13 protein-coding genes and 1 pseudogene are annotated in these 15,468 nt (G+C 38.5%); all 14 read right to left on the reverse strand.

Annotated elements, in window-relative coordinates; all coding sequences use genetic code 11:
* Positions 1-290: 290 nt before the first annotated feature.
* Positions 291-1,187, reverse strand: coding sequence for a hypothetical protein (locus PCY71_RS08265; protein WP_048773871.1), 897 nt, complete (start codon positions 1,185-1,187; stop codon positions 291-293).
* 226 nt (positions 1,188-1,413) lie between these two features.
* A pseudogene (locus PCY71_RS08270) lies at positions 1,414-2,303 on the reverse strand (hypothetical protein).
* Between the two features lie 72 nt (positions 2,304-2,375).
* The gene (locus tag PCY71_RS08275; protein WP_002908579.1) at positions 2,376-3,359 is read right to left on the reverse strand and encodes a hypothetical protein; all 984 of its coding nucleotides are present in this window, start codon (positions 3,357-3,359) and stop codon (positions 2,376-2,378) included.
* A gap of 72 nt (positions 3,360-3,431) precedes the next feature.
* Positions 3,432-4,739, reverse strand: a complete 1,308-nt coding sequence (locus PCY71_RS08280; RefSeq protein WP_048773869.1) for a hypothetical protein — start codon at positions 4,737-4,739, stop codon at positions 3,432-3,434.
* Positions 4,740-5,247: 508 nt separating this feature from the next.
* Positions 5,248-6,261 carry a hypothetical protein gene (locus tag PCY71_RS08285; RefSeq protein ID WP_048773867.1) on the reverse strand — a complete coding sequence of 338 codons (1,014 nt, stop codon included), beginning with the start codon at positions 6,259-6,261 and terminating at the stop codon, positions 5,248-5,250.
* Positions 6,262-6,291: 30 nt separating this feature from the next.
* Positions 6,292-7,227, reverse strand: a complete 936-nt coding sequence (locus tag PCY71_RS08290; protein WP_002917805.1) for a hypothetical protein — start codon at positions 7,225-7,227, stop codon at positions 6,292-6,294.
* Positions 7,228-7,306: 79 nt separating this feature from the next.
* Positions 7,307-8,164: a hypothetical protein gene (locus PCY71_RS08295; protein WP_002917806.1), complete on the reverse strand. Its 858-nt coding sequence runs from the start codon at positions 8,162-8,164 to the stop codon at positions 7,307-7,309.
* A 322-nt stretch (positions 8,165-8,486) separates the two neighbouring features.
* Positions 8,487-8,867, reverse strand: coding sequence for a PTS glucitol/sorbitol transporter subunit IIA (locus PCY71_RS08300; RefSeq protein WP_002902105.1), 381 nt, complete (start codon positions 8,865-8,867; stop codon positions 8,487-8,489).
* Positions 8,868-8,965: 98 nt separating this feature from the next.
* The gene (locus PCY71_RS08305; protein WP_009660130.1) at positions 8,966-9,946 is read right to left on the reverse strand and encodes a PTS glucitol/sorbitol transporter subunit IIB; all 981 of its coding nucleotides are present in this window, start codon (positions 9,944-9,946) and stop codon (positions 8,966-8,968) included.
* A gap of 16 nt (positions 9,947-9,962) precedes the next feature.
* Positions 9,963-10,505 carry a PTS glucitol/sorbitol transporter subunit IIC gene (locus tag PCY71_RS08310; protein ID WP_002899205.1) on the reverse strand — a complete coding sequence of 181 codons (543 nt, stop codon included), beginning with the start codon at positions 10,503-10,505 and terminating at the stop codon, positions 9,963-9,965.
* The gene (locus PCY71_RS08315; protein ID WP_301412523.1) at positions 10,502-10,999 is read right to left on the reverse strand and encodes a transcriptional regulator GutM; all 498 of its coding nucleotides are present in this window, start codon (positions 10,997-10,999) and stop codon (positions 10,502-10,504) included. Before PCY71_RS08315 ends, PCY71_RS08310 begins: the two co-directional genes overlap by 4 nt.
* Positions 10,999-12,825: a PTS sugar transporter subunit IIA gene (locus PCY71_RS08320; protein WP_301412535.1), complete on the reverse strand. Its 1,827-nt coding sequence runs from the start codon at positions 12,823-12,825 to the stop codon at positions 10,999-11,001. The genes PCY71_RS08315 and PCY71_RS08320 overlap by 1 nt, the downstream gene beginning before the upstream one ends.
* Positions 12,826-12,887: 62 nt before the next feature.
* Positions 12,888-13,688: an SDR family oxidoreductase gene (locus tag PCY71_RS08325; RefSeq protein WP_301412524.1), complete on the reverse strand. Its 801-nt coding sequence runs from the start codon at positions 13,686-13,688 to the stop codon at positions 12,888-12,890.
* Positions 13,689-13,870: 182 nt separating this feature from the next.
* Positions 13,871-15,220: a glucose-6-phosphate isomerase gene (locus tag PCY71_RS08330; RefSeq protein WP_048773862.1), complete on the reverse strand. Its 1,350-nt coding sequence runs from the start codon at positions 15,218-15,220 to the stop codon at positions 13,871-13,873.
* Positions 15,221-15,468 lie beyond the last annotated feature (248 nt).

Below are 15,468 nucleotides of genomic sequence, written 5' to 3' on the forward strand. Positions count from 1 at the left end.
TTTCCTATCTTTATCCTCCGCACAGTCCAAATGACAGTAGGTTCTATCTAACATAGACTCAGATTAATACTCCTTGATTCCTACTTTATAATAAGTATTTGGAAGCTCCAATGTTTTAGGAACTCCCTAGATACCCGATTGTGATAAGGCCCATTGCGATTGGTTCCATCTATTCCCTAGACTTTTACTTCCCCAATGACTTTCTGATACTCTCATCAGGATTTTTCTAGTTCTATTTTCGCCAGCCTCTTGATTTTTAAAGAAGATTCTGGCGTTTCTGGTCTATCTTCTCAGACAGTGCTAGTCAGCAAACTTTTTAGACGGTAAAGCCCATTCACTTCGTCAAAATACAAAGAAACAGTCATATTGTCTGTGGTTGAGTAACTTAGACTAATTGAATCAACTTGCCCCTTAACTGATTTAGAAGCATAAATAGTTTTAGGCATCCCCTGTTCTGCTATGGCCTGTTTTACTTCCACTCCTTCTTGCTTATCTTGAGGAATAAGAGTTCGGTAATCATCGACCGATTTCGTAACTGGCCCCCAAGCATTACGGAATAGTCTAACGTATACTAATGAGAGCTCTGTTCTACCCTCAACATCCCTAAACCTTAAGGTAATATCTCCTTTCTCTCCTATTAATTTATATGTCAGTTCAACTAATTGGCTGCCTTTCACGCTATTATCTATGCTACCGGAACTAGCTTTTCCATACTTCTCGACAACATCCTGTGGAAGCACATTAGGTTCTTTCATCGTTTTTACCATCTGTAGTATATCTTCTATTTGGAAGTCTATTTGTCGATTCTCTTCTATAAGGTCAGAATAATCTTCAGTCAGCTTCTTTATGTTATCTTCTGATTCATTCTGAACTGTACTAGTAGACTGCGCTGATGACTGATTTCGTAATTGCTTGGATCTTGGCCACATATATGATACAAGTATTGCAAAACAAGTAATTAGCACTAGACCTGTAGAAACTACTAACAAAGAGGCGTATCGAGACTGACCTAAACTTGATATAAGTTTAGGTTTTCGACTACCTGCCAACTTTTTTTGCTGTTTTTCTTTAGCTGTAGCCTCAAAAACTTCCCCCTGAGGACTGCTATCAGAGAACACACTAGTTGCTTGCTTGTTGAATCCTGGCTTCTTTGACCACTCCCGTTGAACTTTCCGCCCTCTTCCCATGCTCTTCTCCTTAAATAAACCAAATTCCTTTTTTCTAGCAATTATTTTTTCAAAACAAAGAATACCGTCTGCCTACTTTTTCAAAATCTGACAAATACTATCCATTCAATTAAAATGAACCTTGGTCGCGCAATAGAGAATAGCTTCAGTTTTCCCCAATAATAAATACTCATAAGCGTCTCCGATTATTGCCTACCGATACTTTTCGCTCTCAAGGTATCTAACATCAGGTGATATGTTTTTCGTAAAGAAGATAGTCACCGGCCTGAGAAACGGTGAACCAGAGACTTACATGTTTCCCATCCTCCAACTTATATAAAACATTCAGCTTTTGACCACTCTCGCACCGGAATCAATTTTTATGTATTTTGATAAACCAAATTTTTCTAAAATTTCCTGATAGCTAGTTCCATCTTCGTTTTGAAACTCTTTACCAAGGACAAGATGTTCAAAATTTTCCTCTTTTAGATCTGTTCGGCTTTGAGCATGCTGCGAACTAGCAAGATTATAAGAATAAATACCTGACAATTGATATTCATTATTTATTTTTTCAAAGTAGAAAGACAAACGCTGCCGCGGTTCTTCTCGAGAATAGAAAAGACTCATGCGCCCAGCGGTCTGATTCAGGAAAGGAGCTAGATTACCTGACTGCGCTTTACCAAATTTCTTAACAATATCCTTGGGTGTTAGTCCGGACCCGCTTCGCTCATCAACATCACTTTTTTTCTGTAGTTGAAGCTGACTAATATCCTCATAAGTCCAGTCAAAATGATTATTCCCCTTATCCACATATTCGTCCAATACTCTCTGAGGGGATAAGAAATATTCAAACCGTTCCACCAAATAAGGAACTGACAAAAGCAAGAGGATAGACAAAAAAACTACTGATAACCACATCACTTGTTTATTAAAAAGCTTACGTCCAAGAATTCCTTTCCTGTCTCTCTCAACCGTAGTAGAGCTTTTGTTTTCCACCCTATTCTTCGCAAATTCTTGGTACTCTGCTTCAGTAATAGCTAGATTCTGTTCTCCTTGAACTTTTCCTGCTCTCTTCTGACCCTGTTGAAATTTAGTTTGACGCTTCTGACGCAGACTCTCCCAGTCTTTTCTTGCCATCCTTCTCTCCTTTATGAACCAACTATCATCCCCAAACAAATAATTCTAAACCATAGAATAAGAATCTTCTTATCAATAAACATACTTCCGAGTCAGTCGATAATCTCCTGTCTTTGATAAGGCAAAGTCTAAGTAAAGATAGCTTTTATTCGTCAGCTTATATTTGAGATAGACAATCGTTCTGTCTTTATAGTCTACAGACTTGTTGATAACTTGTGGCAAACCAAAACGCGACACCACATCTTGAATGTGGGCACCTTGTCCAAATTCGTCTGCTTTCAAATCCTGGAAATCTGCTTCAGTCAGCGTTTCTGAGCCACTTGAGTAAAGCGAGCTGCTCAGTTGGTTACCACGAATTGTGCTCAGTCGGTACTTGCCGTCAATTTTTTTGAACAAAAGACTAGCTGTTTGTTGTCCACTCGATTCACTATAAAAAAGATAAAGTGTATCGTCGCTACCGTTGTTACTCTCTCCTCCTGAAGTTGCCTTCCCAAACCGTTCGATAATTTCTTCGGCAGTTGGAGCGTCTTGTCCACTTCCTTGCTGTTCAGATGAATAGACTTGAAGAGCTAAGATATCATCAAATGTCCAAGCGAAGTTAGCTGCTTTCTTATCAACATAAGCTGTCGCTTCTTGAGAAGTCTCATCCTCAGGAACCTCCCATGAGCGAGATGATGTTTCCGAAAAAGAGTAACTCTCACTTTCCTTACTAGAGGACCAACTAGATTGATAGGTGTTGCGTTCCTGACTTCCCTTATTTGAAGAAACATATCGAAAAATAGGAATAAGCACCAATATCACTAGAAGAATTGCCCCGCTACTCCAGACCCACTTAAAATTTCTTCTTCGCTTCTCTACAAACTCCCCTTGCTTCCAATCAGTTTTTGTTTCGAGTTTCTGCTCCCTTGTTGGTAACTGTTGTGATTCTTCTTTCGTTTTATCAATATCAGGACTTATTTGAGGTTGTCGCTGCTCTTTTTTAGCTGACGCCGATTTACCTCCTGTAAATTTAGCTTTGTGCTGTTGTCTCAATGACTCTAAATCTCTTTTTTTCATCCATCCTCCTATTGTATTTTTTAAACTCTATGCTTTTAGCACCTTGAACAAAATTAGCTTCTACATCAAGCGCTAAGTGTTTGTTTCTCCTGCTCCATCCTCTAAACCAGAATTTTTTTCTAATATATAACCTTGAGAATCAGAGACTCCAAAAGAAAGATTAACTATTTGGCCATCAGATAACTGGTAACTAATAGACACTTTGCTAGAAGATATGTAATTTGTATAGATAGAAAGACTATCTGGCAATCCCAATTGACCGACAACTTCTTGGTAGGATTTCCCTTTCTCTATACCAGAAAAATCTTGACGAGTTAATTGAGAATTTCGATTTGGTAAACTGTTGCTGCTAAGATGATGACTAAACAGAGAATCTAATTTAGGCGTTCCCACACTACCGTAACTAGAAAAAGAAATTGAAACCGAAGCATTTGATCCTGCATCAGGATAATCTAAATTCAGTGTTATTATTTGATTATCATAATTATGTTCTCTCCCAGATTTCGCTTTTCCTAACTTAGCAACCACTTCATCTGCTGTTAAACGAGAGGCAGTTCCTTTAAAATCCGCAAACAAAAGTGCGATATCATCATAAGTGATATGGAACTGATAGTCTTCTCCAGCAATCAATTCTGAACGATTAGTAGAAGTTAAATCCTTTTCGCTGTTAGATGACGTTCCCCCCTGATAAATATCAAAAGAATCATTATAAATATTATTTGTTTTAGAGCTCGGATTGGAAACTAGCCCTGCAGCTCCTAGTCCTATGAGTAACATAAAAAACGCCCACATAAGTTTCCAACCCATAGAACTATCAGATGAAGTCTCCGAATTTTCCTTCCAAAAAGCCTCATTCTCTTCTTTTTTAGCGAGCTCCTCAGCACTAAATCTCGGACGAAGCTCATACTCTTCTGCTTCAGATACAAGTTCTGAGTCTGGACGATTAGTTTCATCCTTAAAATAGAGTGATTCTTTCTTCTTAGATTTCAAGGATTCTAAAGCAAAAATAAGGCGAGATAACTCTCTCTCCCTCAGGTGTAAGAAGTCATCTGACTCAGCCGTTGAAACTCGTTTAATCTCTGTTTCAGTTCTCAAGCCGTCTGGAGTCTCTGAAACATCCTGATAGCTTAACTGAGCCCTACTATCTTTGTCGCTTACATTAATTACTGGATTAGAAGAGGATTCATTGAACTCAATGTTTTCTATTTTTTCTACTACTTTTTTCTCAATCATTTGAGATTGAGCCAAAACCTGAGATTTCTCTTCTTCAGATTTTTTGGATTGTGATACAGAATGTTTGATGCCACTTCTTTTAGGCTGAACCTTGTTAAATTTTGATTTATGTTCCCGTCTTAAGGCTTCCAGATTTCTTTTTTCCATATATTCTCCCAATCATATTTTTTAAACTAATCAGCATTAGTAAGATAGCATTTGTTATTTATTTTGATAGATCTGCTCTAACAGACAGTCGCTAGCTTCTCTTTCTTCAATAAGCTAGAAATACCATATCTGTATCAATAACTTTTTTAAAACATCATTTACTATTTAAAATATTTTACAACAAAAATAACTAATGTGAGACTTTGATGAATAGTCCTTTTAACTTCTCAGTTCACCCTTCCTCTAAACACTTTGAAAAGGCAATGTTTCGCTAAGACAGTCTTGTTCCAGTATATCATATTTTGAACAGGTTTAGCTCTAAATCTACAAGGAAAAAGACACGAACTTTCGTCCGTGCCTAACAAAGCAATTCCAAACCATATACCAACGATATTATTTAATTCTTTCGTTCAAAATGTTCCCGCTGTTAGCATCAATGGTTATTTTAATCTTTTGCGTACCGTTCAGAGCTTCCAGCTTGTGAGATAAGCACCCCTATTCATTTATTCTATTTAGAAAGATTACTCAATAGATACTGTCCGTTTTCCTGACGGATAAAAGTCAAAGTTATCTCCTTATTTGAAGAGGTTTCATAGTTTACAAGCATCTTCGGCTCTGATTCACCATCCCCATAAACTGAGATATGTTGATATTCTGGGTATTCCTTGATTACTTCTTTAAAGGAAGAACCGCCCTCGCCTGTTTCCGCATCACCCGTCTTTAAGCTCTCTGTAATCTGGCTAGATACCTTTTTATTATAGCTGTCACTGCCGGGCATAATACTCATACCCTGAAGATGGTAGCTGCCATCCTCGTGTTTCATAAAGGTCAGAGTGGTATAACTAGAGTCAGGTAACCAAGACAATGAGAGCCCTTCTTCCTGAAACGTCACACTGCTGGCCAAGCCAAAATCTTTGACTACTTGTTCTGGGGTCAATCCTTCATCATCTGCACTAACAATGCTCAGCTTTTCAAGGTCTTTCACTTCCCACTCATATACATCATCTTTTGACGGAGCCACAAAAGAAGCAACATCGCTTTGATGTCCCTTTCGAGACAGACTTGGCACACTGCCGCCACTCATAAAATCATTTAGGAAATAGCCACCAAGACCTCCTAGCAATAGTCCCGCTGCCAGACCTATTCCTAAAAATCCTATCAGCTTGCCCGTACTATTTTTCTTTGGCTCTGGACTTGGCTGGCCAGCGAAGTTTGCAGCCTGCTGTGGTCCGGCAAAATTCTGACTTGCTGGATTAAATCCCTGAGGAATTGCTTCTTGAAAAGCGGGATTTCCCCAATTATCCTGCTGAGGCATCTGCTGCTGAGGAGTATCAAAAATTGGTTGCTGAACACCAAAATCTTGATTAGGATTCGGCATTTCAGGACTGCCTCCTTCTGTTGGGAAAGGCTGCCCCTCCGTTGAGTTAGCTGAAAATTGTCCTGGATCTGATGACTGGACTTGCTGTGGATACGGAGCCAATCCTTCTAAAGATTGTTCCTGCGGTTTATTTTGTTCTGGCATTGTTTCTCCTTTTATTATTTGAGTTCTATTTTATTTATTGGCAGTAGTGGACAAAAGATAGTTTCCGTCCTCCTGCTGAACGAAGAACAACCTATAAGTACCATCATTAGGAGCATCATAAGCCGCCTCCATAATGGTTTGACTAGTATCCTCACTGAAATCTTCATCTACACGAATAGAGATACTTCGCGGACTGCCATATTCCTTAAAAACATCCTTATAGGAAATGCCATCTTTACCAGTCTTTGCATCGCCTTTTTTCAATTTTTCAAAGTAATCAGCCGCCATCGCTTCGTCCTCAGCATTATGTTTGCTTCCTTCAAAGCGAATATTATAGATATGAAGACTATTCAGATAGAAACCATCTTTTTTCTTCTCAAAATCCAGAGAAGCAGTTTGATCTGTATAATAAACTGGCCAGTCCTCCTCATCATCAGAATCTTGAAGCGTTCCCCACTCTAAATCAAGGCTGTCACGAGAGATTTCTTCTTTTAAAGCCTTGCCATATTTATCAAGAATATCTTCCACTGAAGTACCATTCGTATCTGTCTGAATAGTATTGAACCGTAACTCTGACAAACTATCAATATCCCACTTGAACTCAGTAGTATCAGGGTCAATGTACTGATCTGATTGATCTCTCTTTGATTCCCTAGCATTTGCTAAAGGATGGAGCACAGGATATTCCCCTTTGATAACATCCGCTACTCCCATTCTATAGCCCCAGATTCCCCCTCCGATTAGTCCAAGACCAAGAGAGAGCAAGGCTCCGCCTATCAGGATTCCTTTCCAAGATTTATTCTTGGCCAAAGGTGGGGTTGGTCCCTGCGGACTTGAAACATGGCTCTGCTGAGGTTGAAAATGATGCGGGAATTTCTCTTGCGACTGAGCATTCTTTGAAGGCTCAAAAGAATGCTGTGTTTGCTGTTCTGTCAATCTTCTTTCCTCTTTCTTATTTATTTCCAATAGTCTTATCAGCTCTCTTTTAATAACGAAATACTTTGAAAGCAGTCAGTCACAAAAGATAAACTAAATAACTAAAAACTTACATTTCCTCTGACTTTATATATAAGAAATTTCCATCTGGCTGGCCTACAAACAATAGGTATTCATAACCATCTTCTGTTTTATAAGTCACCTCAGCAATCAGACGGTTGGAGATAATCTTATTATCCACATCACGCTCGCTTGTGATGACAATTTCTGACGGAACAGGATGCTTCTTCAGAACCTCTGATAAAGCTGTTCCTCCTTCACCCGTTTCCTTGTCTCCTTTTTTCAAACGTTCAAGGTCTTTGGGAGATAATACGCTCCAATCTGTCGTTTCCTTCCCTTTTCTATATTCTTTAAAAGAATCTCCAACTACCACTTGCCTCAGATAGTAGTTCTGGTCAACTTTATCAAATTGAAAAGAAATATTTTGCTCCTTATCCCTGACAGAAGGGCCCCATCGGAGTAACAGACGATTACGATCATATTCTGCTGAACTAGCCAAGCCATAAGTTTCAACGATTTGATCAGCCGTCAGACCTAATCCTTCATCATTTGTATAGCTCAACCGTCCCAAGTCTTTCAAAGTCCAATTAAACTGAACCGACTGCCCGTCTGTAGTAAAGCTGTCGCCATTTTCTTTGGCTTCCTCCTGAGCCTTACTTAAGCGTTTAATTCTTTGCATATCCTTATTTGTCTGCGCCTGCTTGCCGATAAAATAAGCTGAACCGCTGCCAATCAAAAGACCAATTATAAGAGCAAAAACTGAAAGTCCTATGACTTTTCCGATATTGCCTTTCTTATCAGGTAATTCTTGTGGCTGAATCTGCTGGAAATTCCCTTGCATTGGCTGGCTAGTTTGATTTTCTTGCCAAGTCCCTTGCACTTGACCTTGTCCATCTTTATCTGACATGGTTTTCTCCTTATAAATTTTGTTGATTTGTCATATTGCGAAAATATTGAAAAATAATGACAAATTTTACAATATTATAACATAAATTATTCTTCCAATCAAAAAGGGAGTGGGAAAGAACTTCAAACAAGTTAAAAAGTTCGTCTTCCCACCCCCGCACAGTTGATCAGGCAATCTTTGGGGCTTAAAAAGCGAAGGAAGATGCCAATCAACCACTGCGTCATCTATTTTTTCTAATTTAGACCCAAAAGCCTGGACTTTTGCCCAGGCTCTGAATCAAGTTTTTAGACTCTTATTTTTCTAGTATTCTTATTTAGATATTTTATCCTACTTGAGCTACTTCAAAAATCTGAATGGTAGAGCCTTTTTCAATTACTACTGCTTGGTCTGCTGCGACATGGAGTGTACCAGGAAGGCTCCCCTCTTTTGAACCATCAAAAGAAATCGTGATATGGCCCAGTCCAGTTAAATTTTTTTCTACTACATTTCCCACGGAACTAATCGAATATTCCTGATTATCTACCACCAGCTTGCCGCCTTCTAGTATTGAACCTAGCAGATTTTTGTTATCAATCTTAAAACAATACTCTGCTAAATCTTCCGGTGCTTCTTCTCCAAATAAAATGAGCATATTGGCATCTTGAATCATATTCTGAGCTTCAGGCCCTACTTGAATTACTTTAGCTTCAAAAATTTTCTTCATCTAATTCCTATTTATCCTTTCTCTAATTTGTCTTAAACTTATGCTTATAGATAAGTTTAACATAATAGTTGCTCTGTTTACGTGCATCTATCAAAGGTCTATTGATAAAGACCAATACTAGCTATCCAAGCTACTAGCACCCGCGGAACACCATTGAGAAAGCGTGAATAAAGCACAGAAGGGACACCAACCTCAACTGTTTCAGACTTGGCTTCAGATAGACCGAGTGCTACAGGAATGAAATCACAACCGTTTTGAGTGTTGATAGCAAATATAGCTGGCAGAGCCATTTGGGGCGGAATATTCCCTTTTCCGATTTCGACTCCAATTAAGGTTCCGATAATCTGACTGATAACAGCTCCGGGGCCTAACAAAGGAGATAGGAATGGCAAGGAACAGATAAAGCCAATCAAAATGAGTCCCCAGATGTTCCCCGCTAGGGGAACCATTAATTTTGCCAGCCAATTTCCAACACCTGAACCTTGAATAACCCCAATCAGCAAGGAAACAAAGGCCATGAAAGGAATGATTGTGTTGAGCATTGTTTGGATGGCTTCACGAGCAGCCTGGTTGAAAGTCGCAACGACCTTCCCAGCGCCCATCCCAATTCTTGCTACAATACTTGTTTCAGCTTTTTGCTCTGTAATTTTTTTACTAGTATCGTAAGTTGGCTTTTCTGTTACCACAGTTGTCGCTTTTTCGTCTTCATTAGCAGCAGAAATTTGATTAAGGCCAACTGCTGACACATAGATTTCCTCGGTGATATATTGTGCTAGAGGGCCACTTTTCCCTGTAGCGACAATATTGATTGTAGGGATCCCCTTTTTAGGATAAATACCGCAGCGAAGAGTACCGCCGCAATCCACGATTGCTAAAGCAATTTCCTCATCAGGGATAGAAGTTTTAAACCCGTTAACAGCTTCCATACCGGTCAAATCAGCAATTTTATCTACAATATCTGGCTTTTCTCCGCCGCCAGTGATATAGATAAATTTATGCTTAGCCTCACTAGGTGTAATGACCAAAGGGCCTCCGAAACCACCATTTCCTTTAACAACTTTTATACTCTTATATGACATAATTTCACTCTTTCTATCAATCAAACGTTTTACTCAAGGTAACTCCTTGCTGTTTTGCAACATAAGCAGTTGTAAAATCAGTTACCCAGCCACTTATAAAGTTCATGACAATCCCCACAAGCATATAACGAATTGCCAAATCCATTTGACTTAAGCCTAAAGTTTGAATCCCTGTCGCGATTCCCATCCATACAAACAATTCACCAGGATTGATATGAGGGAATACACCATTTGAAGTGTGACAGAATTGCATCTGGGCTGCTACAAAACCAGGTTTATAATATTCTGGTAAGAAACGTCCCATACTGATTGCCATAGGATTTCCCAGCATAAATGCTGAAATAAAAGGTAAAATCATATAACGGCTAATAGGATTCTTTGCGGAAATCTTAGCCAAAGCATTGACTTTTTCTTCTCCCAAGAAAGCGATAAGTGTATTCATTGCAATCAATAGCATCAAGACAAGCGGCACAATATTTGTCATCCAACTAATAAATGTCTCTCCGCCCAATTGGAAAAGTTTCATAAAACTCTCTGCAAATTTTGTAATGTGATTCATAACGAACTCCTTTTCTTATTTTTTGTAAAGAACTGCTTAATAGATAATTTTAAGTAATTGGCATAGAAAGCCAATCCCAGAAAAGAATTAGAAGAATTTGTCTCTTGCTCAATACCAGCCTCGTGCCAAAGATAAACCTTTCTAGCATCTTCTATAGCTTCTTGTAATAACTTATTTTCCTGTCTAACAAGAGGATTATACTTATCAAAATAATGGATATCTTCTCCAACAAAATTTTCCATGTTTTGAAAGCGTGCTAAGATAGTGACTCCCTGCATTTTGCTAGCTTTGAGAACTCGACCATTCTCATCAACTGCAAACATGACAATCGTACCAGATTTGATTTTTCCTGACTTCCTGCCAATCGCTACGCGCCCCAGTTTTCGGAGCATCGTATAGGTCTTATTGAAGTCTTTGAGTTGCTGCCAGCCGAGGAACATTTGAAATATATAAGCTGCCATGACAAATACAGCGAAAATTATTAGCGAATTCATTAAAATACTCCTTTGCTCTTAGAAAATGATAGAAACTCTGTCTCTGTTTCTACAGCCCTCAATGCTTCTTTCAAAGAAGACTCACCTGCGACTCTAAAAATATCGTCGTACACTTCTAGTAATTCACTTTCCATCTTGGTTTCAATTTCAGAAGGAATCGCAACCAAAAAGATAAATTCAATCAATTCATCGCCTTTTTGATAAGGCTCTTCCAACTTCCCAAACATCAAAATTGTCTTTGAATAGCCTTTATTAATCGTATGGGGAAAGGCAATACCCCCACCAAAAACAGTTGATTGCTTCCTCTCTCTTTCAAGAATCCGTTCTTTAAAATCTGCATCAATCATCTGAAATTTCTCTAACTCAGCTACCATTTTTAACAAATAACGCTGATAATTTTTTTCAGGATTCAAATAAATAAATCGCAAGCTTACAGTTTCTAGATTTTTTTGGTGAAAATCATTCGCCCGCTGCCATTCTTCTTGCAGCCATTGATCATCAAAAAGATGATTAACCTGTATTACTGGGGATTTAGAATTCTGATATTTCAGAGGCACTGTCGTGAAAATTGCAAAGTATTCCTGATCAAGATCGAAATTAAAATCCTCTTCAGAATACTGTGTGATATCCACATCATTTCCAAGAACTCGCCTGAGCTGCTGAATAATCATCGCAGCAGTTCCTCTGCCAGTCGTGCAGACTACAGCTATCTGTTTGCGAGAACCCTTCACGGTAGAGTTTTGCTTTCTTAAAATCATTTCAAAGTACAAAGCCAGATAACCGATTTCAGATTTTTCCAATTCGGAACCAAAAATGGAGGTCAGTTCTTCTCCAGCTATTTTAGCCATTTCAAAAGCAAACGGATATTGATTTTGAACCTCGCCATGAAATATATCATTAGCTTGCACATGGAAGATCAGTCTATTAATTAAAGAACCAAGATGAGGTTTGATTTCTTCGAACAATTCAGCTTCATCAAAGTGTACCAGCATTTTTTCTTTGACTTTCTGCACAATCTGGTGAAACACTTGAGTAAGCTGATCAGAGTGATAAGAAGGCTTGCTTAAAGTATCGATAAAACGGACATTAAACGGAAAACATAAGAAGTCTATCTCAAACTGACTTAGAGAAATTTTATAAGTCATCTCAATATGATAGATTAACTGCTCAGCCATAAGTGTCGATGTTAAATCATTCCTGTAGTAAGGAATAGGACAATCCAACATCCTAGATGAGTGGATGCGCTCCACTATAATAGAAATAGTCTTTCGAAGGAGATCCTGTGTTTCTTTGGGAATTTTATAGTCTTGAACCAAGGTCTCCAGAAAATAAGAGGTTTCCTCAGTTAGAGTGTTTCCTTCAAAGTAAGGAGCCACTTGATGAATATATAGCAAACGCAAATTCAACTCGCTGCCCAAAATCTCCAATCCTCGATTAGGTTTTCCTGAAATTGTGATGAAGTATTTCTCTGCTAAAGACTTGACCTGTTTCAAATCCTTATTAAGCGTACTTCTACTAACGCCTACTTCCTCTGCCAAATCGTCAATAAGAAGAGGGGAGGTTGACTCAATTAAACGTTTTAGCAAATAGGCAATTCTTTTACTGGAAGAATTAAAGTCACTTTCCTTTTTTAAACTACCAGATAAAATTTTTTCCAACTCTGTATAGTCATATACTTCCAATAATAGCTGATCATCCTTTGAGATAATCTGTATATTAGGAGCTAAAACATCATTTAATTGTTGGATACTCTTTTGCAAGGTTTGCATACTAATATCCAACTCTAAACGCATATCTACCAAGGAATAAGTCGGCTGCGAGACCATTTTTTCCAAAATGTTATACCATCGATTTACTAAAGTCAACTCTCTTCCTCACCTTCATTATTTTAACCGCGAGTCTTACCTCCGGCAATATTTGTAGTTACACCTGTAATATAGCTAGAACGGTCTGAAATATAGAAAGCAACGAGGTCGGCTACTTCCCGTAGTTTACCACTCCGACCTAATGGTGTTGTTGAAGTTGAAGCATATCCAGCTCTAATATCTTCGACAGTCTTTCCTCGTGTATAGGCAAGCGCTTCTTCATAAGTAAGTGTTCGAAGTCCTGTAGCTTCCATAATTCCTGGAGCAATTCCCACCACACGAACACCATGCTTACCAAGCTCTTTCGCCCATGAACGAGTGTAACTATATACTGCAGCTTTCGTTGCAGCATAAGCGCTTTGTCCTTCAGAGCCTTCTAGGCCTGCTTCAGAAGCCATATTCACAATCACACCTTTTCCATTTTTCACTAGAATCCGTCCTACAGTCTGACTAACCAAATACAAGCCCTTTTGGTTAATCATCGTTACTTTTTCGAATGTTTCATCATCTAGTTCATAAGGACCTTTAGGATTTTCAGCATCAATTAATAATCTAGGAATGTTAATCCCTGCATTATTAACCACAGCATCAATATTGCCAAATCTTTCCACTATTTTGGCAACACCCTCTTCTACTTCAGAGCGAGAAGTTACATCAACTTTTACAAATAATAGGTTCGGGTGACGTAAATCATTGTCACTAAGGTCAAAATTCGCTACATTAACACCTAATTCCAGCAATTCTTCAACGATTGCCTTGCCAATACCAGATGAAGCGCCTGTTACAAGAACTGTTTTGCCTTTTATGTTTAACCAATCATTCATTTTGATACCTCTCAAATTTTATTTACAAGGCAATTATACAGCGCTTTCATAAAATAATTAAGACAGTATTTTTTGAACTGTTCAAAAAAATAATAAACTAATTAAGAGGATTATACTAAAAAATCCACAAGAAATTAACTTGTGGATTTTTTTATTCTGAATGAACTCAAAATATATGAGAATCAAAGACGTGCATTCAACTCAGCCCCCAGCTCTTCAAAGCCTGGTTTCCCAAGAAGAGCAAACATGTTTTTCTTATAAGCCTCAACTCCTGGCTGGTCAAATGGATTGATACCATTCAGGTAGCCAGAAAGAGCAATAGCTAACTCAAAGAAGTAAATAGTATAGCCCAAAGTGAACTCATCTTGCTCAGGCAGGGTCACAAACATATTTGGCACTCCGCCGTCTGTGTGAGCTAACAGCACTCCATCTGTTGCTTTCTTATTGACAAAGTCAACATCTTTTCCTTGCAGATAGCCAAGGCCATCCAAGTCTTCTGCTAATTCAGGAATCAACACATTTTTGCGAGGCTTATCTACACGAATAACTGTTTCAAAGAGGATACGAGTTCCTTCTTGAATAAATTGCCCCAAAGAGTGCAGGTCTGTTGAGAAGTTGGCTGAAGTTGGGTAGATACCTTTTTGGTCTTTACCTTCTGACTCACCAGCCAGTTGCTTCCACCATTCTGAGAAGTATTGCAAAGATGGTTCGTAGTTAGCTAGAACTTCTGTCAAATAACCTTTACGGTACAAGATATTGCGTACAACTGCATATTGATATGCTTCATTTTCAGCCAACTTATCAGAAGCATAAGCCTTGCGAGCAGCATTTGCTCCTTCCATCAACTTGCTGATATCAGCCCCTGCAGCTGCGATTGGCAAGAGTCCCACTGCTGTCAATACTGTAAAACGACCACCAACACTATCAGGCACTACAAAAGTATCCCAGCCATTAGCATCTGCTTCAACCTTAACTGCACCTTTAGCGCGGTCTGTAGTTGCATAAATCCGTTTATTTGCTTCTTCCTGACCATACTTCTTAACCAAGAGTTCTTTGAAGACACGGAAAGCAATAGCAGGCTCTGTAGTTGTTCCTGACTTAGAAATAACGTTGACAGAGAAATCTTTGTCTGATACATAGTCTACCAAATCAGCCAAATAGTTTGAAGAGATAGAGTTTCCAGCATAGAGGATCTGAGGTGCCTTGCGTTCTTCTTTGCTTTGCAAGTTTACAAATGAATTATTCAAGAAATCAATAGCTGCACGTGCCCCTAAATAAGATCCTCCAATACCGATGACGATTAACACTTCACTATCAGATTGGATTTTAGCAGCCGCCTTTTGAATACGAGCAAATTCATCTTTATCATATTCTTCAGGCAAATTCAACCAGCCTGTCATTTCTGCTCCAGGACCTGTTCCGTTTCGTAGAGCATTATCTGCTGCAGTCACTTGAGGCTGCATATAATCTAATTCATGTGGTGCTACAAACTTATCCAGTACCTTTGAATAGTCAAATTTAATATGTGTCATGTTTATCCTCCAATTGTTCTTTTCTTTTATGATAACGCTTTAAGAAAAAATAAGCAAGTGCTTTTACTATTTTAAAACGTTTACATTTTTTATTCTATACTATTTTTCTAAATAAGCTAATCCTAGGACATAACTGAGAGCAATCGTTTGCGTAAGTCAACAAATTTTAGGCCTATTAAGAAGAATAATTTTGATTGACAAGAAAACCAATATGCTTCTTAAGATTGGATGTCAGCTGAATTCATTTC

The sequence above is a fragment of the Streptococcus sp. SN3 genome (assembly GCF_030439905.1).